This window comes from Bacillus sp. FSL K6-0073 (genome assembly GCF_038006085.1).
In the GTDB taxonomy this organism is placed as follows: Bacteria; Bacillota; Bacilli; order Bacillales; family Bacillaceae_G; genus Bacillus_A; species Bacillus_A cereus.
On sequence record NZ_JBBOUN010000001.1, the window covers coordinates 5,060,542 to 5,083,663 of the forward strand.

The following is a 23,122-nucleotide window of genomic DNA, read 5'->3' on the forward strand; positions in this document are numbered from 1 at the left end:
CCTATGTTATACGCTTACAACCTTGATATGACTGCATTTTCAAATGAAAATTACGTCAAAAACCTTGACCTAATATAAAAAGTTTTTATTTTCTGAATTTAAAATACTATTATTTCAATAAAATAATCTTTTTATCCTTAAACTTACATATATATAAAGTGAAACTTTAATCAATGAGATTTCCCTTATCCTTATTGATTATTAGCCCTCACCAAGCGGATTTGTACGGGATAAACAAGATAGGTGGTGAACATATGCCCAAAAAAGTTCTCATTTTTTGTGATCCTGGGATTGATGATACGATGGCTCTCCTCTTAGCATTCTTTATCGATGAAATAGAAATCGTCGGTATCGTTGCTGATTACGGCAATGTTCCAAAAAAAATGGCCGTAGAAAATGCTCATTTTTTTAATAACGAAACAAAGAATAGAAATATCAAGATATTCGGTGGTTCAGAACGTCCCCTTACTGGTGCCCCACCTGCGTTTTTTACGGATGTACATGGGAAACAGGGGCTCGGTCCAATTATTCCAAAGGTGAATGTGACTAACGGAGAAATGGAGAATTTTTTTGAAGTCATTCCTCTTATTGAACAGTATAAAGATGAATTAATCATTGTGAGTTTAGGAAGACTTACCTCCCTAGCAATTTTGTTTATCATGTGCAAACAGTTAATGAAACAAATTAAATCTTACTACGTAATGGGCGGTGCCTTTTTACATCCTGGTAATGTTACCCCTATTTCCGAAGCAAACTTTTATGGCGATCCTACTGCCGCTAATATAGTCCTTCAATCCGCAGTTAACATGTACATATACCCATTAAACGTCACTCAATACTCCATCATTACACCAGAAATGGCAGAATACATTGAGGCAAAAGGAAAAGCTCCACTTGTCAAACCGTTATTTGATCATTATTACTACGGATATTATAAAGACGCCCTACCACATTTAAAGGGGAGCCCCTTCCATGACACAATGCCAATACTCGCTTTATTTGATAACTCTATGTTCACATATCATAAATCACCTATTGTTGTCATGACAGAATCCTCTGCACAAGGAGCAAGCATAGGGGAATTTCGCTCTCTAGTGAACCAGAAGCCATTTATTGATTGGCCGGTTCATCAAATCGCAATTGATTTTGACTATAACCGCTTCTTCAAACATTTCATGTCACTTATGACGGGTGAACAATTTTAGCATAAAAAAACAGACCGTGATTTCTCACGGTCTGTCGTTTATTTTCTACAATTATCGTTTGATGTTATAGAAAGATTTGATACCATCGTAAACAGCGATTTCGCCTAGTTCGTCTTCGATGCGTAATAATTGGTTGTACTTAGCAATACGGTCAGTACGGCTCATAGAACCAGTCTTGATTTGGCCAGCGTTAGTTGCAACTGCGATGTCAGCGATTGTAGCATCTTCAGTTTCACCAGAACGGTGAGATACAACTGCTGTGTAACCAGCACGTTTAGCCATTTCGATAGCTTCGAAAGTCTCAGTTAAAGTACCGATTTGGTTAACTTTAATTAAGATTGAGTTAGAGATACCTTTTTCGATACCTTCAGCAAGTTTTTGAGTGTTAGTTACGAATAAATCGTCACCAACTAATTGTACTTTATCACCGATACGCTCAGTTAATAATTTGTGACCATCCCAGTCGTTTTCGTCTAAACCATCTTCGATAGAGATGATTGGGAAGTCTTTGCAAAGCTCTTCATAGAAATCAACCATTTCTGCAGAAGTTAAGCCAGTACGGCCTTCGCCTGCAAGGTCATATTTACCAGTTTCTTTGTTGTAGAACTCAGAAGAAGCAACGTCCATTCCTAAGAATACGTTCTCGCCAGCTTTGTAACCAGCTTTTTCGATAGCTTCGATGATTACTTCTAAAGCTTCACGGTTAGAACCAAGGTTTGGAGCGAATCCACCTTCGTCACCTACTGCAGTGTTAAGACCTTTGTCATGTAATACAGCTTTAAGTGCATGGAATACTTCAGCACCCATACGGATTGATTCTTTGAATGTTGGAGCACCAACTGGTAAGATCATGAACTCTTGGAAGTCAACGTTGTTATCAGCGTGAGAACCACCGTTGATGATGTTCATCATTGGAGTTGGTAATTGTTTTGCATTGAATCCACCAAGGTAACGGTATAATGGAAGACCTACGAAGTCAGCTGCTGCGTGAGCTACTGCCATAGATACACCAAGGATAGCGTTAGCGCCTAGTTTACCTTTGTTTGGAGTGCCATCTAATTCGATCATAGCACGGTCGATACCAGCTTGGTCAGTTACATCGAAACCAGCGATTTCTGGAGCAATAATTTCGTTAACGTTGTTTACTGCGTTAACAACACCTTTACCAAGGTAACGAGATTTGTCACCGTCACGTAATTCTACTGCTTCGTGCTCACCAGTAGATGCACCACTTGGTACGATAGCGCGTCCGAAAGCGCCGCTTTCTGTGTAAACTTCTACTTCTACAGTTGGGTTACCACGAGAGTCAAGGACTTCGCGAGCATAAACATCAATAATTGTTGACATAATAAATTCTCTCCTTTTTATATAAGCAAATTATTTAATAATTGTTTTACCTGTCATTTCTTTCGGTTGTTCCACATTTAAAAGTGTAAGCATTGTTGGAGCGATATCTCCTAAAATACCACCTTCACGAAGCTCTACATCATTTTTTGTAACGATGAAAGGAACCGGGTTAGTTGTATGAGCTGTCATAGGACCGCCATCAGCAGTTAACTCCTGATCAGCATTACCATGGTCAGCAGTAATAAGTGCTACACCATCTTTTGCAAGAATCGCTTCTACAACTTTTCCTAAACATTCGTCAGTTGCTTCTACTGCTTTAATTGTTGGTTCCATCATCCCAGAATGGCCAACCATATCACAGTTCGCAAAGTTAAGAATGATAACTTCATGTTTATCATTTTCGATTTCATTTACTAAAGCGTCCGTTACTTCGTAAATGCTCATTTCAGGTTTCAAGTCATACGTTGCAACCTTCGGTGAGTTAATTAAGATACGCTCTTCTCCTGGGAATTCAGCCTCACGACCACCGCTAAAGAAGAATGTAACGTGCGGATACTTTTCAGTTTCCGCGATGCGAAGTTGCTTTAATCCCGCTTGCGCAACAACTTCACCTAAAGTGTTATCAAGGTTCATTGGCTTGAATGCCACGTAACCATCTACAGTTTCACTGAAGTGTGTCATACATACGAATTCTGGAATGTGAGGTACTTTTTCACCACGATCGAACTCACGGAAGTCTTCGTTTGTAAATACACGAGCAATTTGAATTGCACGGTCTGGACGGAAGTTATAGAAGATAACTGCATCATCATCATTGATTGTTGCAACTGGCGTGTTATCTTCGTTAACAATTACAGACGGCAATACGAATTCATCATAGATACCGTTCGCATAAGAGTCTTCTACACACTCTTCTGCTGATTTATAAGTAGGGCCTTCACCATTCACCATAGCACTGTAACATTTTTCTACGCGATCCCAACGCTTGTCACGGTCCATAGAGTAATAACGACCAGAGATAGTCGCGAATTGTCCTACTCCTGTTTCTTTAATTACTTCATTCGTTGCATCGATATAACCTTTTGCTGTTTGTGGTCCAACATCGCGGCCGTCTAAGAATGCATGGATATAAACTTTCTCCACGCCTTCTTTTGCTGCTAGGCGAAGAAGAGCAAACATATGGTTCATGTGACTGTGCACACCACCGTCAGAAAGTAAACCGAATAAATGAAGTGCAGTACCTTTTTCTTTTACGCTTTTAATTGCATTTTGGAAAGTTTCGTTCTTATCGAACTCACCTTCACGAATTGCAACGTTAACGCGTGTTAAGCTTTGATATACTACGCGGCCAGCACCGATATTTAAGTGACCAACCTCAGAGTTACCCATTTGACCTTCTGGAAGACCTACTGCCTCGCCACAAGCTGTAAGCGTTGTGTGAGGGAATTTGTTCCAGTAACCATCAAAATTAGGTTTCTTAGCTTGTGCTACAGCATTCCCGTAAGTTTCTTCACGAAGTCCGAAACCGTCAAGAATGATTAAAGCTGTTGGCTTTCTCATTTTACCGCCCCCAGAAGACCTAAGAACGAAGCAGGCTCTAAGCTAGCACCGCCAACTAAAGCGCCGTCGATGTCAGATTGTGCCATATACTCTTTAATGTTTTCTGGTTTTACGCTACCGCCGTATTGGATACGAACAGCTTCTGCAGCTTCTGGAGAAACAGCTTCTGCAACAACTTTACGGATGTGCGCACATACTTCGTTTGCATCTGCAGAAGAAGAAGATTTACCTGTACCGATAGCCCAGATTGGCTCATAAGCGATAACAGTTGCTTTAACTTGCTCTTCTGTTAAACCTGCAAGTGCTTTTGTCACTTGACCTGCTACTAGATCAAATGTTTTTCCGCTTTCGCGCTCTTCTAAAGTCTCACCACAACATACGATTGGTGTTAAACCATGTTCAAATGCTGCGATAGTCTTTTTGTTTACTGACTCATCTGTTTCAGCAAACATTTCACGACGCTCAGAGTGGCCAAGTACTACATAGCCAACTTTTAAGTCGCTAAGTGCTACTGGGCTAATTTCACCAGTGAATGCACCATTTTTTTCGAAGTGCATGTTTTGTGCACCTACTTGTAAGTCAGTCCCTTCAGTTGCTGCTACAAGGCGCTCTAAGAATAGAGCTGGAGAGCAAACTACTGCATCAACAGCTGAAGCTGCTGGGATTTGACCTTTAACTTCCTCTACGAAGCTAACTGCTTCTGATAGAGTTTTATTCATTTTCCAGTTACCTGCGATAATTGGTTTACGCATGCTTTGCACCGTCCTTTTTCTTTGGCTGCTACTTATTTGTCGTTAAGACAAACTACACCTGGAAGCTCTTTACCTTCCATGAATTCTAATGACGCACCGCCGCCAGTAGAAATGTGGCTCATTTTATCAGCCATACCGAATTTTTCAACAGCTGCTGCAGAGTCACCACCGCCGATAACAGAGTATGTATCTTCTGCATCTGCTAATGCTTGTCCTACTGCTTTTGTACCTTCTGCGAATGGAGTCATTTCAAATACACCCATTGGTCCATTCCATACAACAAGCTTAGAATTTTTAATTACATCTGCATAAATTTCACGTGTTTTAGGACCGATGTCCACGCCTTCCCAGTTAGAAGGGATAGAGTCGATACCAACGATTTTAGTTGTTGCAGTTTCAGAGAATTCCTCAGTGATTACAACATCAACTGGCATGTAGAAGTTTACGCCTTTTTCTTTTGCAAGTTGCATAAATTCTTTAGCTAGTTCGATCTTGTCGTCTTCACATAGAGATAGACCAATTTCATGACCTAAAGCTTTAACGAATGTGTAAGCAAGTCCACCACCGATGATTAAGTTATCTACTTTGTCTAATAGATGACGAATTACACCGATTTTATCTTTTACTTTCGCACCACCGATGATAGCTGTAAATGGACGTTCTGGGTTAGAAAGTGCTTTACCAAGTACATCTAACTCTTTTTCCATTAATAGACCAGATACTGCTGGTAGGTAGTCTGCGATACCTGCTGTAGAAGCGTGAGCACGGTGAGCTGCACCGAATGCATCGTTTACGAAGATGTCAGCAAGTGCTGCAAATTCTTTCGCAAGTTCTGCATCGTTCTTTTCTTCGCCCGCATAGAAACGTACGTTTTCAAGAACTAATACGTCGCCTTCGTTCATTGCTGCAACCATTTCTTGTGCAACTGGTCCGAATGCTTCGTCCGCTTTTTTAACGTCTTTACCAAGAAGCTCGCCTAAACGTGCTGCTACTGGAGTTAAACGCATTTCTTCTACTACTTGACCTTTTGGACGGCCTAAGTGACTTGCTAAAATAACTTTCGCACCTTGCTCTACTAAATATTGAATTGTAGGAAGAGCTGCACGGATACGAGTTTCATCTGTAATTTTGCCTTCTTTCATAGGTACGTTGAAATCAACGCGGCAAAATACACGCTTACCTTTTAAATCTACGTCACGAATTGATTTTTTGTTCATTGGATTTCCCTCCGACTACTAGTTAGGATTGACAAAACCCACTCAAAAGCTTAACACATTTGCTTTTAAAACGAAAGAAGAGAGAGAGGGAACAAACCCTCTCCCTCGTTTTGTCATTGATAACTTATATAATTAAGAATTAAAGACCTTTTGAAGTCATGTAAGCTGCTAGGTCTACTACGCGGTTAGAGTAACCAGTTTCGTTATCGTACCAAGAAAGTACTTTAACCATGTTACCTTCCATTACCATTGTAGATAATGCATCGATTGTAGAAGAAGCTGTACATCCGTTATAGTCGATAGATACTAATGGCTCTTCGCTGTATCCAAGGATACCTTTTAATTCGCCTTCAGCTGCTGCTTTGAATGCTGCATTTACTTCTTCAACTGTTACTTCTTTGTCAAGTTCAACAACTAAGTCAACTAGAGAAACGTTAGCAGTTGGAACACGTACAGCGCCACCGTTTAATTTACCTTTAAGTTCTGGTAATACTAATGCTACAGCTTTAGCTGCACCAGTAGATGTTGGGATCATGTTTTCAGCTGCTGCACGAGCACGACGTAAATCTTTGTGTGGTAAGTCTAAGATTTGTTGGTCGTTAGTGTAAGAGTGAATTGTTGTCATCATTCCGCGTTTTACGCCGAATTTTTCGTTTAATACTTTAGCGAATGGAGCTAGACAGTTTGTAGTACAAGAAGCGTTAGATACTACGTTGTGGTTAGCTGCATCGTATTGTTCGTGGTTAACACCCATAACTACAGTGATATCTTCGTCAGAAGCTGGAGCTGAGATGATAACTTTCTTAACTGATCCACCTAAGTGTTTCTCAGCATCTGATTTTTTAGTGAAACGGCCAGTAGATTCTACTACTACTTCTACTCCGTAGTCGCTCCATGGTAATTGAGCTGGATCACGCTCAGCGATAACTTTAATTTCTTTACCGTTAACAACGATGCTGTTTTCGTTAGCAGATACTTCTGCATTTAAAGTTCCGTGAACTGTGTCATATTTTAAAAGGTGAGCTAATGTTTTAGCATCTGTTAAGTCGTTGATTGCTACTACTTCTACCTCAGAGTTGTTAAGAGCTGCGCGGAATACGTTACGTCCGATACGTCCAAATCCATTAATACCAATTTTAGTCATTTGAATTTCCTCCTTGGGGGATTATATTAAAGGGTAAAACCCTTTGTTAACTGTTTTGCTGCACCTTCATCTGTAATTAGAATTGAAGTGTGCCCTTGTTTAATTACAGCCTGTATTGCTTTTGCCTTTGAAGAACCTCCAGCGACTGCAACAACATGAGATACATTTTGTAAGTCCTCTAGTTGCATACCAACTGTTCTTACTTTATGAACAACATTTCCTTCTTCATTAAAGTAGTAACCGAAAGCTTCGCCAACTGCTTCGCTTGCCTGAATCTTTAACCAATCTGCTTCTGAAGTACTTCTGCGACGTGCCATTGTTAACGCATCACCTATTCCATGAATGACGATATTGGAAGATCGAATCAACTCAAGAACTTCTTTCACGGAAGGCTCTGTCACAATAGACGCATATGCTTCGCTACTAACATGGTCTGGAACATACAATAAGCGATAATTACTCATCGTATTTTGCGCCATCTTGGCACAAATGGTATTGGCTTCTAATTCAACACCTTCTCCAATTCCACCACGTGCTGGGACAAACAGCATATGTAAATCTTTGCAATCAAGTTGCATCATGTCCGCAGCAGCAGCTAGCGTAGTTCCTCCAGCCACAGCAACGATATTATTCGCTGTCAGACGGTCTTTTATACAAGTCACACAAGCACGGCCCATCTCCAGTTTGACCCAAGGTGATTCATCACTATCACCAGGGACAACGAAAACTTCATCCAAGTCTAATGTTTCCTTAAGTTGCTTTTCTAAAACCTTTAACCCGGAAATTTCTTTCATAAAGTCTTCCAAAGCAAGAACTAAAGCTGTTCCTTCTTCTGTCAAAGTCATTCCAGAAGAAGCGACGTGAACTAAGTTTTGTTCTTTCAAAACTTGAACTTCACTTCGCAATACTCGTTCTGTCATACCGAGACTTGCTGATAAGTTTCTTCTTCCAATCGGCTGCATGAGCCTAATGTATTGAAGAATTTGCATTCTCGTTTGCATAACAGGTAGCAGATCAGGTAATAATTTTTTTGTGTTCTGAATCCATGAGCGCATATCTTTTCTCCTCACTACATCGGTTCATTTTCCCTCGTGGTCACTTTACGTCCCGTAGTGACATTTTGTGTCCCACATAGGTTAAAAAAATAATCCCTGCTACGTGTATTATTGTAACAGGAGATAGAAACTTATTCAACTCTTAACTGCATTCTTTATATAGTTTATTATGACACCTTTGTGAATGTTACCATATTCTACTTGTTTTCCGTCCATTTCTACAACCGGAATCATTAAGTGATATTTTTCTAAAAGGTCATTATCTTCATATATATCTATTTCCTCGATTTGAAAAGAATATTCACATTGTACTTCCTGTAAAACTTGTTTTGCCTTCACGCAAAGGCCACAATCTTTTTTAGTATACAGTACAACTTTCATCTTCTTCACCTATCCGATCGTTTTTCGTAATGACGAAGCTGGGATATGCATTTGTTCTCTATACTTCGCCACTGTTCTTCGAGAAATAACAATTTCATGCTCTTCTTCTAATAATTTTGAAATCTTTTGATCTGAAAGTGGCTTTTTCTTATCCTCTGCCCCAATTAGCGTTTGAATAAATTGTTTTACACGTTTTGTAGAAACTGCTTCATCTTCAGTCGTCGAAACGGCATTGCTAAAGAACGATTTCATCTCAAATAAACCGTGTGGTGTTTGCACATATTTATTTCGCGTCGCACGACTAATTGTCGATTCATGCACACTTAACTCTTCCGCTACCTCTTTTAAAGCGAGAGGTCTTAAATACTCTGGACCTTTCCAGAAGAAATCACGTTGTTTTTCCATAATAATAGTCATTACTTGCAGCAATGTCTGTTTTCTCTGCTTCAAACTGCGCATAATCCACTGCACATGCTGATACTTTTCTGATACGTAAGATGCTACTTCACTTTCACTATTATTAAGAAGCGCACTATATTCAGAATGAATTTCAATTCTCGGCATATTTCTCTCATTCATTTGTAAAACGAGGCGATCGCCATCTTTTTTCACCGCCATATCAGGTACAATGTAAAGTGGTTTATCTGAAGAAAACGCAAGACCTGGTTTTGGTTGTAATGACGTTATACAATTTACCGCACTCTGTAATTCCTCATTACTACATTTCAACACTTGAACGAGCTTTCGCCAATCTTTCTTCACGAAATAAGCGAAATGATCTTCTACAACCTCTTCTGCTAATCCATTACGCCTTTGTAAGCGCTTCAATTGTAAGGTTAAACATTCCTGAATATTACGCGCCCCTACCCCTGCTGGCTCCAGTGATTGGACAAGCTCTACAGAACGGTCGACTACATGAATATGTGCAGAAAGGAGCTCTGCTAACTCTTCATTCGTTTCTTGTAAATATCCATTTCCATCCATGTTCATAATAATGAAAGAAGCTACTTTTCGCTCTTCTTCATCTATTTTATAATACTGTATTTGATTTAATAAATGTTGCTGAATCGTTGTAGAATCCACACTGTAGATCTCCATCTGATTCTCGACTTGTTTGCTGGTACTTTTACTGTTGTTAGAGCTCTTTTTCTTCTCCCTCTCAAAACCACCTAACTCAATAAGGGGATTCTCTAACGATTGCTCATACAAAAACTCCGATAATTCTTGTACATTATACTGGAGCATTGTAATCGCTTGCCTTAACTCTTGTGTCATTGCCAAACGTAAGCTTTGTTCTTGTAAAAGACTTGCCTTCAAACTAATCTCCCCCTTGTTTCTATTGTACAATAAGTTTGGTAAAAGGAGAATCCTCACGCAGACACCCATTCCAAAATATTATTAATTTATATGTATTAATGAGATTTACAACTTACAACCGAAATTTGAATAATATTGAAAGAAAATAATAAAGTTAAAAATTATTATCAAGTACTAATAGTAAATCTTATTACTAGATATAACAAGAGGCAAATAAAAAAAGTCCTAACCTACAAAACGTAAGTTAGGACTTTTTGACGCGCCCAGAGGGATTCGAACCCCCGGCAGACGTGGTACCGGAAACCACCGCTCTATCCGACTGAGCTATGGGCGCATGATTATAGAAAACACTTCATTTTCTTCTCATAATAATAGCAACAAAATCCATCTAAATCAATAAAAATATCCCCGTAATACCTTATGCATCTTAGCTAAGAGCATATAAAATCCATTCCACCCCTAAATTTTCCAATCATAAATTCTCCCCAACTCACAAATTATAATCTTTGAATTGATATTCCAAAGGGGGCTTCATTCAATGACTGTAATTACAAAATTAAAGCAGACTGTTTCTGGATTAAAAAGTGCCCAAGCTAGCTTAGAGGGATTCGCTCTTGATACGGATAACCAACAAGCTAAGCAACTTTTCCAAACAGCTGCGCAGCAAACACAAACGATTATCGATTCTTTAAACCCACGTGTTGAAGAAGTCCAACAAGAAGAACCACAATACTCACAGCAATAACGAACCAATCTTGCTGTGAAATAGAAAAAGGATGATATGCAGTCATCCTTTTTCTATCACATTACATATTGCAATAGAAATGGAATGATAATTATGCGAAAACTCGGCCTCATAACCGCATTATTTGCACTTCTATTTAGCTCTTTTACCGGATGTGATAATAGTCCTTTAGATAAAAAAGTGAAAGAAGAAGCAAAACGAACGGAGAAAGAAAAAGGTCCAAAGTTAACAAAGACGAGTACGGAATCCTTTAATCAATCTATATCACAAGGAGCGAAAAAAAGAGCTCTCGCTATGGATGAAATTATAAAAAGCACAGCAGTGAATTCAAATTTAGATCTCTACATAGCAGTTACACCGGAGCATCACGAAAGGTTTGGATTAAAGCCGTTGCGCAGCAAACTTCAAAAGCAACTAAGTGATGAGCACCCTACTTTCGATGTTCGTGTCAGTACAGATAAAAAAATCTTTATGTTACTCGAAAAACTCGAAAGAAAAATTAAGGAAAAAGAAGTATCTAAAGATGAAATTAATAAACAATTAAAATTCATTGGTAAAAAAATGGAGTCTAACACTTAACGCTTTTTAAAAGAAAAGGAAGGATTGCAATGTCTAGTAAAGATAAAAACTTAACCCCTGTACAACAGGAGTATAAAAAATTCGAACAAGAACGCGAACCGAAACGACCTGTCTTAAAAAATTGTATAAAAGCCTTTTTCGTCGGTGGTTTTATTTGCTTCATCGGACAACTCATTTCTACTTTTTACATCACATATTTTGATTTCACTGAACGCTCAGCAGGCAATCCAACAGTCGCAACTCTCATTTTCATCTCCATGTTACTAACTGGATTTGGTATATACGATCGTTTTGGACAGTTTGCCGGTGCTGGTACAGCTGTACCTGTTACTGGATTTGGTAACTCTGTTATTGCCGCATGTATTGAGCATCGAACGGAAGGATTTGTCCTTGGCGTTGGTGGCAATATGTTTAAACTAGCTGGTTCTGTTATTTTATTTGGTGTATTTTCCGCTTTCGTCATCGCGCTTATTAAAACTATTCTCGTTCAATGGGGAGGGCTATAAATGTTACAAGGACACCGAACGTGGGTATTTGAAAACAAACCAGTCATTATCTCAACAGGGGTTGTCGGTGGACCATTTGAAGCAAAGGGGAACATCCCAGAAGACTTCGATATCCTTCATGAAGATTTATGGCTCGGACAAGATTCCTATGAAAAAGCACATAAGATTTTATTCGAAGAAGCTTGTAGTCGCGCTACTGAAAAAGCAGAGCTTCGTAAAGATGATATTCAATTCGTACTCGCAGGAGATTTAATTAATCAAATTACTCCAACAAGCTTTGCTTGCCGCACACTTGGGACTCCTTATCTCGGATTATTCGGGGCTTGCTCTACTTCTATGGAAGGTTTAGCACTTGGGGCAAGTATCGTAAATGCAAAAGGTGCAAAATATTTATTAACTGGAGCTTCAAGCCATAATACAGCTGTAGAAAAACAGTTCCGCTACCCTACCGAATACGGTGGACAAAAGCCGCCTACTGCACAGTGGACAGTAACCGGAGCAGGAGCCGCTATTTTAAGCGATACTGGACACGGTCCAAGAGTAACCTCTGCAACAATCGGCCGAGTGGTTGATATGGGATTAACGGATCCGTTTAATATGGGAGGCGCAATGGCTCCAGCTGCAGTTGATACAATTGAAGCCCATTTACGTGAACGTCAAATTGATGCCTCTTACTACGATTTAATCGTAACAGGCGATCTCGGACATGTAGGACGCGAAATTGCTTATGACTTACTACATAAACACGGAACGAAAGTAACGAGCGAACAATTTCAAGATTGCGGAATTATCATTTATAGAGAAGGACAACCTGTCATAGCTGGTGCTAGCGGACCTGGATGTTCCGCAACAGTCGTATACGGTCATTTATTAAACCGAATGAAAAGAGGAGAGTTCAAAAAAATACTTGTCGTTGCGACAGGTGCTTTACTATCTCCACTTACATTCCAACAAGAAGAAACGATTCCGTGTATCGCTCACGCCGTTTCGATTGAATTTGGAGGTGCAACGCAATGATTTTTTTCTGGGCTTTCGTCATTGGCGGACTCATATGTGTAATCGGCCAACTTATGTTTGATGTCGGCAAACTAACACCTGCTCATACAATGGCAACACTCGTTGTTGCTGGAGCTATATTAGATGGATTTAATTTGTATGAGCCATTAATTGATTTCGCTGGAGCCGGGGCAACTGTACCTATTACAAGCTTTGGTAATGCCCTCGTTCATGGCGCAATGGAAGAAGCTGCAAAACATGGCATCGTTGGCGTTATTACCGGCATGTTTAAAGTAACGAGCGCCGGTGTATCAGCGGCTATTATTTTCGGCTTCATTGGAGCATTGTTATTCAAACCGAAAGGATAAGAGGTGTTTATATGACTGTTATCGCTAGCGTAAAAACTTGCCTTGCTAGTGTAAGGGGCGCTCAAGCAAGTTTAAGCTCCCTTTCATTAAATTCACAAGACGAAGAATCAAAACGCGTATTTCATGAATGTATGTTAGAAATGGACAGCGTCATCGCTGATTTAAAGGATAGAATTTCAGTATTAGAACGTGAAGAACCTCAATATAAAGGGTTTTAAGTAGACTGGAGGAAACGACTATGTCTCACCTGCCGGAATGGACACTTGTCATTCTTCGCTCTGTATTCATATTAATTATTTTATTCGCTATTACGAAATGGTTAGGCAAAAGACAAATCTCTCAGCTTTCCTTTTTTGAATACATAGCCGGAATGACGATTGGTGACATCGCTGCCCAAGTATCTACAGGGCTCGATTCAAAATTTTTTCACGGCGTCTTTGCGATACTCATTTTCGCTGTGGTACCTTTTTTAACAGGAATCCTCTCTTTAAAGAACAAAACAGCTCGGGACTTCTTTGAAGGGAAATCTACCGTATTAATAAAAGACGGAAAGATACTCGAAGATAACTTAAAGAAAGAAAAATATACGAGTGACGAATTACTGGAACTTCTCCGTGGAAAAAGTGCGTTCAGCGTAGCTGAAGTCGAATTTGCTGTCTTAGAACCGAGCGGAGAATTAAATGTATTATTAAAGAAAGATTCCCAGCCACTTACAGCAAAAGACATCGGTTTAAAAGTACCAAACGAGAAAGAACCACAAACTGTTATTATGGATGGAAATGTACTAGATGAACCTCTTTCAGCAAGCGGACATAACCGCGCTTGGCTACATTCAGAATTAGAAAAACTCGGTGTTGTTATTGAAAATGTCTTCCTCGGTCAAGTGGATTCATACGGACAACTTACTATCGACATTTACAATGACAAACTCCAAATGCCTTCTCCTCAAAACAAACCTTTATTATTAGCATCTTTAAAAAAATGTCATGCTGATCTTGAACTATTTTCCTTAGAAACAAAGTCGAAATCAGCAAGTGAAATGTATAGTAAAAACGCGAAACAAATCGAAAAGATTTTAAATAAAGTAACCTATCTTTTAAAAGACTAATTATCGAAAGAACGCTTCAGTTAAAAGGCGTTCTTTTCTTTTTTTCTCCAGTTTTCATAACGTTTAAATTTATGTAATTCGGTTATGATGTTGAAGATACATAAGCAGGGAATTTCGAAAACATAGCGAATATTTCATGGTACAACTACATATTTTTTTGATTTAAAGTGGTTTCGTTTGACCTTTATTGACCATAATTGTATTATAAGACTAAGAAAGCTTTATAAGGAGGAAATAACAGATGAATTTAATTCCTACAGTAATTGAACAAACAAATCGTGGAGAACGCGCTTACGATATTTACTCTCGACTATTAAAAGACCGCATCATTATGCTTGGTAGTGCAATTGATGACAACGTAGCTAACTCAATCGTTTCCCAGCTTTTATTCTTGGAATCTCAAGATCCAGAAAAAGATATTCACATCTACATCAACAGCCCTGGTGGTTCTATCACAGCGGGTATGGCAATCTATGATACAATGCAGTTTATTAAACCACAAGTATCAACAATCTGTATCGGTATGGCAGCATCTATGGGTGCATTCTTACTTGCAGCAGGTGAAAAAGGAAAACGTTATGCACTTCCAAACAGTGAAGTAATGATTCACCAACCACTTGGTGGAGCACAAGGTCAAGCAACTGAAATCGAAATCGCTGCAAAACGTATCCTATTCTTACGTGAAAAACTAAACCAAATTCTTGCTGACCGCACTGGTCAACCACTTGAAGTACTACAACGCGACACAGACCGCGACAACTTCATGACAGCAGAAAAAGCTTTAGAATACGGTTTAATCGATAAAATCTTTACAAATCGTTAATACTTAAAAGCGAAAGCGGCTCGTTTAGAATCAAAGGGCGATGGAGCACCTGATTCCGAGGCGCTTTTTGCCTCGAATGAAGGGGCGAAACAACCGGAGATTCTAGCCGATGGAGCTGGATATAACTAAAAGCGGAAGCGGCTCGTCCAGCTCTGACTGGCTAAGGTTCTTTCGCATAAAAGGCGCTTTTTGCCTTCTTATGCGGAAGGTTCTTAGACACGAAGAGCTAGCCGATGGAGCTAGATACATAAAAAAGCGCCCTATTACAGGGCGCTTTTTTATTATCATGCACCTCCGTCTGGATACCCACCCTGGTATTCACCTAAATATATCAGCGATTTTTCAAATATATCGACCGTAACTCCGATTATATCGGCGATTATTTTAATATATCGACGTTTCGACACCACTTATCGACTTACCGACAATCCTCGACAAGCACATCCCCCTTAAATACCCCTCCCCGCTAATTCGCACAGACAACAAAACAAAAAAGCTATCGCATATACGCGATAGCTTTTTATTGTACATATGCAGCTAATGCTTCTAAAGCCTCTTCTGCATCTGAACCTTCTGTTGTAATTGTTATCATGCTTCCAGTTCCAATTGCTAAGCTCATAATCCCCATTATGCTCTTTGCATTTACTGTCTTTCCATCTTTCTCGATGAAGATATCTGCATGAAAGCGATTTGCCTCTTGTACAAACAACGCAGCCGGACGTGCTTGTAAACCGTTTTTTAATGAAACCTGAACTCGTTTTTGAACCACAGCTCCATTTCCCCTTTAACCTCTTATTTTTTTGCTACCGTTTCCCCCGCGCGTAATTTCTCTGCAATTTCATCGATTTTACGCAAACGATGATTAATACCCGACTTACTAATCTTCCCCCCGGATACCATCTCACCTAACTCTTTCAATGTTACATCTTGATAATCTCTTCGTAATTGTGCAATCTCTTGTAGTTTATCCGGCAATATATCAAGACCAACTGTCTCATCAATGTAACGAATATTTTCAATCTGCCTTAGTGCTGCACCAATTGTTTTATTTAAATTAGCTGTTTCGCAGTTCACTAAACGATTTACAGAATTACGCATATCACGTACGATTCGAATATCTTCAAATCTTAAAAGTGCATTATGAGCACCTATAATATTTAAAAACTCTGTAATTTTTTCTGCTTCTTTCAAATACGTAATGTACCCTTTTCTTCTTTCCAACGTCTTACTATTTAAATCAAATCCGTTCATCAGTTCACATATAGCATCATTATGTTCCTTATATAACGAAAAGATCTCTAAATGATAAGATGATGTTTCTGGGTTATTTACTGAACCACCTGCTAAAAATGCGCCGCGTAAGTACGATCGTTTACAACACTTCTTCTCAATCAGTTCTTGTGATATATTTCGAATAAATGAAAAGTCATCTCGAACGATATGAAGATCAGCTAATATTTCACGAGACTTCTCAACAAGCCGCACAATATATACATTATTTTTCTTCAAGCGCATTTTTTTACGAACAAGCAATTCTACCGTCACGTCATATCCTTTTTTCAAAAGCGTATAAATCCTTCTTGCAATTGCCGCATTTTCCGTTTGAATATCGATAGATAGACGACGGTTTGAAAAAGAAAGCGACCCGTTCATTCGAAGTAACGCTGATAATTCTGCTTTCTCACAGCATTCCTTCATCTCAAGATTCGTCAACTCTTTCTTTGTTTCTGATGCAAATGACACAGTCAACACCTCCTTATACGATTATTATGGAACAAAATTCTTGTCCTATATGAATGAGGAGCGCTACCTCAAACGAGGCAACGCATATTTATAACAATGAATATAAAATGGAAGCTAACTTTAACGTATCATGCCTTACAACATGATCATCATACTTCGCTAATCCCTCTTGAATAACATCAATATTATTTTCAACAAAACGTTCTTCATCCACTACAACTGGTGTAGACATTTCTTCATCATATAACTTACGTAATTCACAAGGAATCTCACGGTTATTTACAATTGCAGTATTGATAAATGGTTGCCCTAAATGATCGTGTAACGCCTGCACATGATCAAAAGCAGTATATCCCATCGTTTCACCCGCTTGTGTCATAACGTTACATACATATACCTTCTTCGCCTTTGCAGCAAGAACAGCGTCTCCAATTTTGTTAACAACTAAATTGGGCAATATACTCGTATACAAACTGCCAGGACCGAAAACAAGTAAATCAGCTCGTTTAATCTCAGCCAACGTTTCATGCAATGGCTCTACATCTTCTGGAGTTAAAAAGACACGATTAATCTTCTTTCCGTAATAAGGAATCTTTGATTCACCTGTTACAATTTCCCCATCTTCAAGTTCCGCATGAAGTACCGCACTTTGATTCGCTGCTGGTAATACACGTCCTCTGACATTTAATACTTTACTTGTTTCTGTAATTGCATGGAAAAAGTCTCCTGTAATCGAGGTCATACCTGCCAATAATAGATTTCCTAACGCATGACCTTTCAGTCCGTCTCCTGTTGTGAAACGGTGCTGAAATAAAGCTTCCACCAGTGGCTCTACATCCGATAACGCAACAAGTACGTTACGGATGTCACCTGGAGGTGGAATTTCTAGCTCATCACGTAATCTACCCGAACTACCACCATCATCAGCGATTGTAACAACTGCTGTAATATCAACAGGATATTGCTTTAATCCTCTTAATAAAACAGAGAGTCCAGTTCCGCCTCCCATGATGACAATTTTAGGCTTTCTCTCTTTTTTCATCCCTTAATGGCCCTTTCTCTTCTCCACATCACGATGAGATACATGAACACTATACTCTGGTTTCAAATGTTTCCCAAGGTATTCTGTAAGCGTAACAGAACGATGCTGTCCACCTGTACATCCAATTGCAATTACAAGTTGACTTTTGCCTTCTCTTTTATAATGAGGCAGCATGAAAGTAATCAGATCCGTCAACTTCTCTAAAAACTTATGTGTCTCATTAAATTTCAGTACATACGAAGAAACTTCTTCATCTAGTCCTGTTAATGGCTTCATGTGTGGAATGTAATATGGATTTGGTAAAAAACGAACATCAAATACTAAATCTGCATCAATTGGAATACCGTACTTAAATCCAAATGACATAACATTTACACGAAATGCTTGCTCAGTTTCTGTTGAGAACAAGTGAACAATTTTTTCACGTAATTCTTTTGGTTTTAAATCCGATGTATCAAGCACAATATTCGCTCGTGCTTTCATATCTGTTAATAAATTGCGCTCTGCTTCGATTCCCTTTAACGGCAAACCAGTTGGTGCAAGTGGATGCGAACGTCTCGTTTCTTTATAACGAGTTACAAGCGTACTATCTTTCGCATCTAAAAATAAAATATGAGGAATAATCCATGTACGTTCTGATAAATCATCAAGTGCTCCCCATAAATGTTCGAAAAACTCGCGGCCACGTAAATCAATACCAAGTGCCACTTTATTCATTTTCCCTTTTGAATCCGCCATAAGCTCAATAAACTTTGGCAATAACATCGGTGGTAAATTATCTACACAAAAATATCCTAAATCTTCAAAACTTTGTAAAGCTACTGTTTTTCCAGCTCCAGACATCCCTGTAATAATTACCATTTTTATATCATTATTCTCTGTCATCGTATCCTCTCCTTGACGGTTTAACTCGGATCTAATCGATATGAAAGCAACTCAAAATCTGGGGTATATACAAATGTACCGTAGATTATGCCATTTCCTTTAATTAAATAATCAATAATGTGATAATCTCCTGGCGCCATTGCTAAATCATCAATTTTATCAAATGTATGCCAACCAATGATGCCTTCTTCGCTCTCTAGTTTGTTTTCTCCTGCAAAATCTGTCGCTAAAAAGGAGAACATCATCCATTCAGAAACAACTTTATCACCTTCTTGGATGACAAAGGTGAAGACCCCCTTTAACGCTGGATTTTTCAAATAAATACCTGTTTCTTCACGATACTCGCGAACAACGGAATCTCTTACAGTCTCCCCACGCTCCATTTTCCCGCCTGGTGCAACCCACCAATTCCGGCGAGGTTTTTGGAGTAAGAGTACTTCATTATCTCTAATTAACACACAGTTTGTCACTCTTTGCATGTTTCTTCACCTCAGCTACTTGCAGTAAAATTCCTCACTGCATACTTCTTTCATTATACTATCAAAAACAGTTTGCTACAACGAAGGAGCCAGTCCTCTTTCGCTAAGCATATGCTACTCAGCAATTTTAAAAAAGCTTTCTATAACAAGCTTAGACTTTTAATGAATAGCATGAAAAAATCCCCTTAACGCTTTTTATCGCCAAGGGGATTAAAGTACTTATTTCTTACCGAAATAAGTAACAATCGCAAATCCTAAAACAAAGGTAAGAATTGAACTTATAATTGAAAATCCACCAGTCGGAATCCCAGGGAATACAATTACAATCGAACCGATTACAAGTCCAATAATTGCCGCAAATGTCATACTTTTATAACGATCTAATAAAAAACTAATGCCTTTACTGCTTACAACAAATCCAACCATAACACCAGCACCGATAACCACGATTAAAGGTAAGTTAAGTGTAGTTAAAGCGTTAATTGCTGTTGGATACACACCAATAATTAATAAAATAAACGATCCACTGATTCCAGGAAGCAGCATGGCCATACTAGCCATCCATCCTGCGAAAAATAAACCAATTGCATTTAAAATTGTTAACGTCGTAATTGGATCTGCTGCCTTATCTGGTTTAAAGAAAGCTGTAATCGCAACAAGAATTGCTGCAACTATTAATAAAACGATGTGCTTACCTTTAAACGACGACTTTGCATCAGCTTCCCTCATTAACATCGGTAATATACTAATAATTAAACCGAGGAAGAAAAATTGAGTCGGTTCATAATGATTTGCAAGTAAATATTTAATAACGTGACTTAACGTTAAAAATGCCGCTGCCACACCAGCTGCAAGGGGAATTAAAAATCCTAAATGTTTTTTCCATTCACGACTAAAGAATCCACTAATTGCCGCAAGCAATTGTTCATAAATCCCTAACACAACAGCGATTGTACCGCCGCTCACACCAGGAATTAAATCACTAACGCCCATACAAAATCCACGATATATATTACGCCATTCCATACTGAATAAATTCCTCATTTCTTATAGTGATTTTTTCCGTAAAGTCCAGTATATCAATAAGAAAGCTTATAATCCTTATATTTTTTGACAAAACTTTGACATTTTCACATAAAAAAAGAAGAAAGCTCCTGTCGGTAGCTTTCTTCTCACAAGGTATATTATCCCTTATTTTTCTGATACAGTTTTTAATTCCTCTAATAATTCTTCTACGTAATGTTGTGCACTTTGCGCTGCAATACTACCGTCACCTGTTGCAGTTACAATTTGACGAAGCATTTTTTCACGAACATCACCAGCTGCGAAAATACCAGGGATTTTCGTTTCCATACGCTCGTTCGTTTCAAGGTAACCATTTTCATTTGTAATACCTAGTTCAACAAATGGTTTTGATAAAGGTAACATACCGATGTATACGAATACGCCGTCAGTTTTGACTTCTTTCTCTTCTCCACTATTTACATCCACAAGTGTTACACTTCCTACTTTACCACTTGCTTCGTTGATTTCTTTTATAGTGTGATTCCAAATGAAATCTACTTTTTCGTTTTGGAAAGCACGGTCTTGTAAAATTTTCTGTGCACGAAGCGTGTCACGACGGTGAACGATCGTTACTTTTGATGCGAAGCGTGTTAAGAACACACCCTCTTCAACAGCAGAATCTCCGCCACCAATTACGATAAGCTCTTTTCCTTTAAAGAATGCTCCGTCACATACTGCACAATATGATACACCGCGGCCGCCAAGTTCTGTTTCACCCGGTACACCAATTTTTTTATACTCTGCACCGCTTGCAACGATAATTGCACGTGCTTTATATTCTTTTTTACCAGCAATAATTGTTTTGTATTCTTTACCATCGATGACTTCTTTCACATCACCGTATGCATATTCAGCACCAAATTTCTTCGCATGCTCAAACATTTTATTTGATAAATCTGGCCCTAAAATAGACTCATAACCTGGGTAGTTTTCTACATCTTCCGTGTTTGCCATTTGGCCACCTGGAATACCACGCTCAAGCATTAATGTGCTTAAATTTGCACGAGATGTATATACTGCAGCTGTCATACCAGCTGGTCCTGCACCAATAATAACGACATCATAAATTTTTTCTTCTGACACACTATTCACTCCTATCCATTCCTACACAATTAAGTTACCCTCATTATACTGTTAGCATCATTTTTTTCCCAATGATTTGCTTATCTTATGTGTGCGTACGCTTAACAGCTTGCACATACTTTCGGACAGTCGCTACAGATACATTATATACATCTCCAAGCTCCGACTGTGTCATTTTATTTCCTTGTTCGCCGCGTACAATGTATTCAATCGCAGCTGACCAGCCGTACACATTTGTAAATATGTCTCCAGATGTATATAAACGTATGAACGTACAAAACCAAAAGTGTAAACACTCTTCAATTAATTCATCATCTTTTTTCGTATAATTATATAATGCATCCGCAATTCTCGCGCACTGCTCAAATTGCTGTAAATCAGCTGGAATACTCTTATGACTATTAAGTAAAAAGAAGTACTTTGCAAGTTGCGATACGATGGGAACACCATTCTTCGCTTGCGTTATATCAAAGAAGAATCCAACCTTCTCCGGCGTTGACAATTCATTCATTAAATATAAAGCTAGCATTTGTTCTTCTAGCGTCGCACTTTGCTGAAATGATTTTCGTAATTCTTCAAATAACACGTTTTGTCCTTCATCTGCTAAATTCAGCGCATTCCACGGTTCTTTTCCCTTTTTATCAGGATGTAATTCCACGACATATTGCCACATTTTTTCAGCTAGTTGCTGATCTTTCACCATATACGCAGAATATGCAAACCAATAATAAAAACTAACGTCTCCCTCATATCCTTGACGCTTTAATAGTTTGAACCACTTATATGCATGCTCGAAATAACCAATTGTTGCGAGTGTAGTTCCCAGTTTCAAACGATGTTCAAATGAAATCGGATATACCGAAACTAGCTGTCCCGCTAATGCCTCTACTTGTTTATGCTCTCCAATTGAATATAGAAAAATAAGCGTATTACAAAGCGCATGTATATTACCAGGGTTTTTCTCTAAAATCATTTCTGTTAACTTCAGTGCTTTGTCTACATTACCAGATTGAAAATGTGCAATGGCTAAATTATTATGACCTGACCAAAATTCCGGATAATCTTTCGTAACAATTTCTAATGTAGCAATTGCTTCTTCCAATTGTCCATTACGAATATAGCGATTCGCTTCTTCCTGCATAACAATTAAATCATCTTCATCTTCAATCTCTTCCGCACCCATTGCTTCTTCTTCCATAATCTCAAGAAGTTCTAATGTATCTTCTACGAATTCCTTCTCTTTTGCAACTTCTAAATAACGATCTGCATATTTCTTCGCCTGTTGAAATAACCCCATATATGCATAATTATTTGCAATAAAATAATAGCACTGTTCAAGTTCTGGATTAGATCTAACTAACTTTAAGAAGATTTGATTCGATTCTTGATATTCACCAGCCTCAGATAATACTGATGCTAATTGACATAAAATAAACGGCTCCTTCTCACTTTGTGCCGCTCTTCGAAAATATTTAATTGCATCTTGCAATTTTTGTCCTTTGTAAGCTCTCATCCCTTTTTTATAAAAGAAGTCCGCTAATTGATTAAAAGAGATAACTTGTCCGTTCTCCTTATATATCCTTTGATTTTTCCCCATATATCCTCCAGTTTTTTGTTTTCTTCGTTCACACATTCTTCTATCTATAAGTATAAACGATTCCGTAAAAAACAAAACAGTATATTATACTCAATTATTTCCTTTTTATTCATAAAAAAAGAGGA

The 23,122-nt window shown here is 38.5% G+C and carries 25 protein-coding genes and 1 tRNA gene; 9 read left to right on the top strand and 17 right to left on the bottom strand.

Annotated elements, in window-relative coordinates; genetic code table 11:
* The first annotated feature begins 254 nt into the window (after positions 1-254).
* A complete protein-coding gene (locus MHB52_RS26310) occupies positions 255-1,205 on the top strand; it encodes a nucleoside hydrolase (RefSeq protein WP_001125050.1) in 951 nt (316 codons plus the stop codon).
* Between the two features lie 51 nt (positions 1,206-1,256).
* Here the strand turns inward: MHB52_RS26310 and eno are convergent, their stop codons facing one another.
* The 9 genes from eno to MHB52_RS26355 form a co-directional block, all read right to left on the bottom strand.
* Complete coding sequence (gene eno / locus MHB52_RS26315; protein WP_000103951.1) at positions 1,257-2,552, bottom strand: phosphopyruvate hydratase; 1,296 nt, start codon at positions 2,550-2,552, stop codon at positions 1,257-1,259.
* A gap of 30 nt (positions 2,553-2,582) precedes the next feature.
* Positions 2,583-4,112 (bottom strand): 2,3-bisphosphoglycerate-independent phosphoglycerate mutase, encoded by a 1,530-nt coding sequence (gene gpmI / locus MHB52_RS26320; RefSeq protein WP_061664396.1) that lies wholly within the window; start codon positions 4,110-4,112, stop codon positions 2,583-2,585.
* Positions 4,109-4,864 (bottom strand): triose-phosphate isomerase, encoded by a 756-nt coding sequence (gene tpiA / locus MHB52_RS26325; RefSeq protein WP_001231038.1) that lies wholly within the window; start codon positions 4,862-4,864, stop codon positions 4,109-4,111. The genes gpmI and tpiA overlap by 4 nt, the downstream gene beginning before the upstream one ends.
* Positions 4,865-4,896: 32 nt before the next feature.
* Positions 4,897-6,081, bottom strand: coding sequence for a phosphoglycerate kinase (locus tag MHB52_RS26330; protein ID WP_001036350.1), 1,185 nt, complete (start codon positions 6,079-6,081; stop codon positions 4,897-4,899).
* 139 nt (positions 6,082-6,220) lie between these two features.
* Positions 6,221-7,225: a type I glyceraldehyde-3-phosphate dehydrogenase gene (gap, locus tag MHB52_RS26335; RefSeq protein ID WP_000161236.1), complete on the bottom strand. Its 1,005-nt coding sequence runs from the start codon at positions 7,223-7,225 to the stop codon at positions 6,221-6,223.
* Between the two features lie 26 nt (positions 7,226-7,251).
* A complete protein-coding gene (gene cggR, locus MHB52_RS26340; RefSeq protein WP_001258185.1) occupies positions 7,252-8,280 on the bottom strand; it encodes a gapA transcriptional regulator CggR in 1,029 nt (342 codons plus the stop codon).
* 135 nt (positions 8,281-8,415) lie between these two features.
* A complete protein-coding gene (locus MHB52_RS26345) occupies positions 8,416-8,661 on the bottom strand; it encodes a glutaredoxin family protein (RefSeq protein ID WP_000869730.1) in 246 nt (81 codons plus the stop codon).
* 9 nt (positions 8,662-8,670) lie between these two features.
* Positions 8,671-9,978, bottom strand: coding sequence for an RNA polymerase factor sigma-54 (rpoN, locus tag MHB52_RS26350; protein WP_000647955.1), 1,308 nt, complete (start codon positions 9,976-9,978; stop codon positions 8,671-8,673).
* Between the two features lie 258 nt (positions 9,979-10,236).
* Positions 10,237-10,312, bottom strand: a tRNA-Arg gene (locus MHB52_RS26355).
* 204 nt (positions 10,313-10,516) lie between these two features.
* On the opposite strand from MHB52_RS26355, the gene MHB52_RS26360 reads away from it, so the two are divergent.
* The 8 genes from MHB52_RS26360 (at position 10,517) to clpP (ending at position 15,103) form a co-directional block, all read left to right on the top strand.
* A complete protein-coding gene (locus MHB52_RS26360; RefSeq protein WP_000216166.1) occupies positions 10,517-10,723 on the top strand; it encodes a DUF1657 domain-containing protein in 207 nt (68 codons plus the stop codon).
* Between the two features lie 93 nt (positions 10,724-10,816).
* Complete coding sequence (locus MHB52_RS26365) at positions 10,817-11,302, top strand: YhcN/YlaJ family sporulation lipoprotein (protein WP_001228546.1); 486 nt, start codon at positions 10,817-10,819, stop codon at positions 11,300-11,302.
* A gap of 29 nt (positions 11,303-11,331) precedes the next feature.
* Positions 11,332-11,808, top strand: a complete 477-nt coding sequence (gene spoVAC / locus MHB52_RS26370) for a stage V sporulation protein AC (protein WP_000095399.1) — start codon at positions 11,332-11,334, stop codon at positions 11,806-11,808.
* Positions 11,809-12,825 carry a stage V sporulation protein AD gene (gene spoVAD, locus MHB52_RS26375; RefSeq protein WP_000938972.1) on the top strand — a complete coding sequence of 339 codons (1,017 nt, stop codon included), beginning with the start codon at positions 11,809-11,811 and terminating at the stop codon, positions 12,823-12,825.
* Positions 12,822-13,172: a stage V sporulation protein AE gene (gene spoVAE / locus MHB52_RS26380; RefSeq protein ID WP_000575919.1), complete on the top strand. Its 351-nt coding sequence runs from the start codon at positions 12,822-12,824 to the stop codon at positions 13,170-13,172. Before spoVAD ends, spoVAE begins: the two co-directional genes overlap by 4 nt.
* Positions 13,173-13,183: 11 nt before the next feature.
* A complete protein-coding gene (locus MHB52_RS26385) occupies positions 13,184-13,390 on the top strand; it encodes a DUF1657 domain-containing protein (RefSeq protein ID WP_000215909.1) in 207 nt (68 codons plus the stop codon).
* A 20-nt stretch (positions 13,391-13,410) separates the two neighbouring features.
* Positions 13,411-14,280 (top strand): DUF421 domain-containing protein, encoded by an 870-nt coding sequence (locus tag MHB52_RS26390; protein ID WP_000018924.1) that lies wholly within the window; start codon positions 13,411-13,413, stop codon positions 14,278-14,280.
* 241 nt (positions 14,281-14,521) lie between these two features.
* Complete coding sequence (clpP, locus tag MHB52_RS26395; protein WP_001049162.1) at positions 14,522-15,103, top strand: ATP-dependent Clp endopeptidase proteolytic subunit ClpP; 582 nt, start codon at positions 14,522-14,524, stop codon at positions 15,101-15,103.
* 520 nt (positions 15,104-15,623) lie between these two features.
* On the opposite strand, the gene MHB52_RS26400 is transcribed toward clpP, so the two are convergent.
* From MHB52_RS26400 to MHB52_RS26435, 8 genes are all read right to left on the bottom strand, one after another.
* Positions 15,624-15,872 carry an HPr family phosphocarrier protein gene (locus tag MHB52_RS26400; RefSeq protein WP_000250307.1) on the bottom strand — a complete coding sequence of 83 codons (249 nt, stop codon included), beginning with the start codon at positions 15,870-15,872 and terminating at the stop codon, positions 15,624-15,626.
* 23 nt (positions 15,873-15,895) lie between these two features.
* Entirely contained in the window at positions 15,896-16,846 is a 951-nt protein-coding gene (whiA, locus tag MHB52_RS26405) for a DNA-binding protein WhiA (protein WP_000006560.1), read from the bottom strand.
* A gap of 88 nt (positions 16,847-16,934) precedes the next feature.
* Positions 16,935-17,888, bottom strand: a complete 954-nt coding sequence (locus MHB52_RS26410; protein ID WP_000712186.1) for a gluconeogenesis factor YvcK family protein — start codon at positions 17,886-17,888, stop codon at positions 16,935-16,937.
* Positions 17,889-17,891: 3 nt separating this feature from the next.
* Positions 17,892-18,773, bottom strand: a complete 882-nt coding sequence (rapZ, locus tag MHB52_RS26415; protein ID WP_000138459.1) for an RNase adapter RapZ — start codon at positions 18,771-18,773, stop codon at positions 17,892-17,894.
* Positions 18,774-18,793: 20 nt separating this feature from the next.
* Positions 18,794-19,252 carry an NUDIX hydrolase gene (locus tag MHB52_RS26420; RefSeq protein ID WP_001190080.1) on the bottom strand — a complete coding sequence of 153 codons (459 nt, stop codon included), beginning with the start codon at positions 19,250-19,252 and terminating at the stop codon, positions 18,794-18,796.
* Positions 19,253-19,471: 219 nt separating this feature from the next.
* On the bottom strand, positions 19,472-20,278 hold the full coding sequence (locus tag MHB52_RS26425; protein ID WP_000455198.1) for a DUF368 domain-containing protein: 807 nt from the start codon (positions 20,276-20,278) through the stop codon (positions 19,472-19,474).
* Between the two features lie 165 nt (positions 20,279-20,443).
* Complete coding sequence (gene trxB / locus MHB52_RS26430) at positions 20,444-21,400, bottom strand: thioredoxin-disulfide reductase (RefSeq protein WP_001288078.1); 957 nt, start codon at positions 21,398-21,400, stop codon at positions 20,444-20,446.
* Between the two features lie 85 nt (positions 21,401-21,485).
* Positions 21,486-22,997, bottom strand: coding sequence for a tetratricopeptide repeat protein (locus MHB52_RS26435; RefSeq protein WP_000517720.1), 1,512 nt, complete (start codon positions 22,995-22,997; stop codon positions 21,486-21,488).
* Between the last annotated feature and the right edge of the window lie 125 nt (positions 22,998-23,122).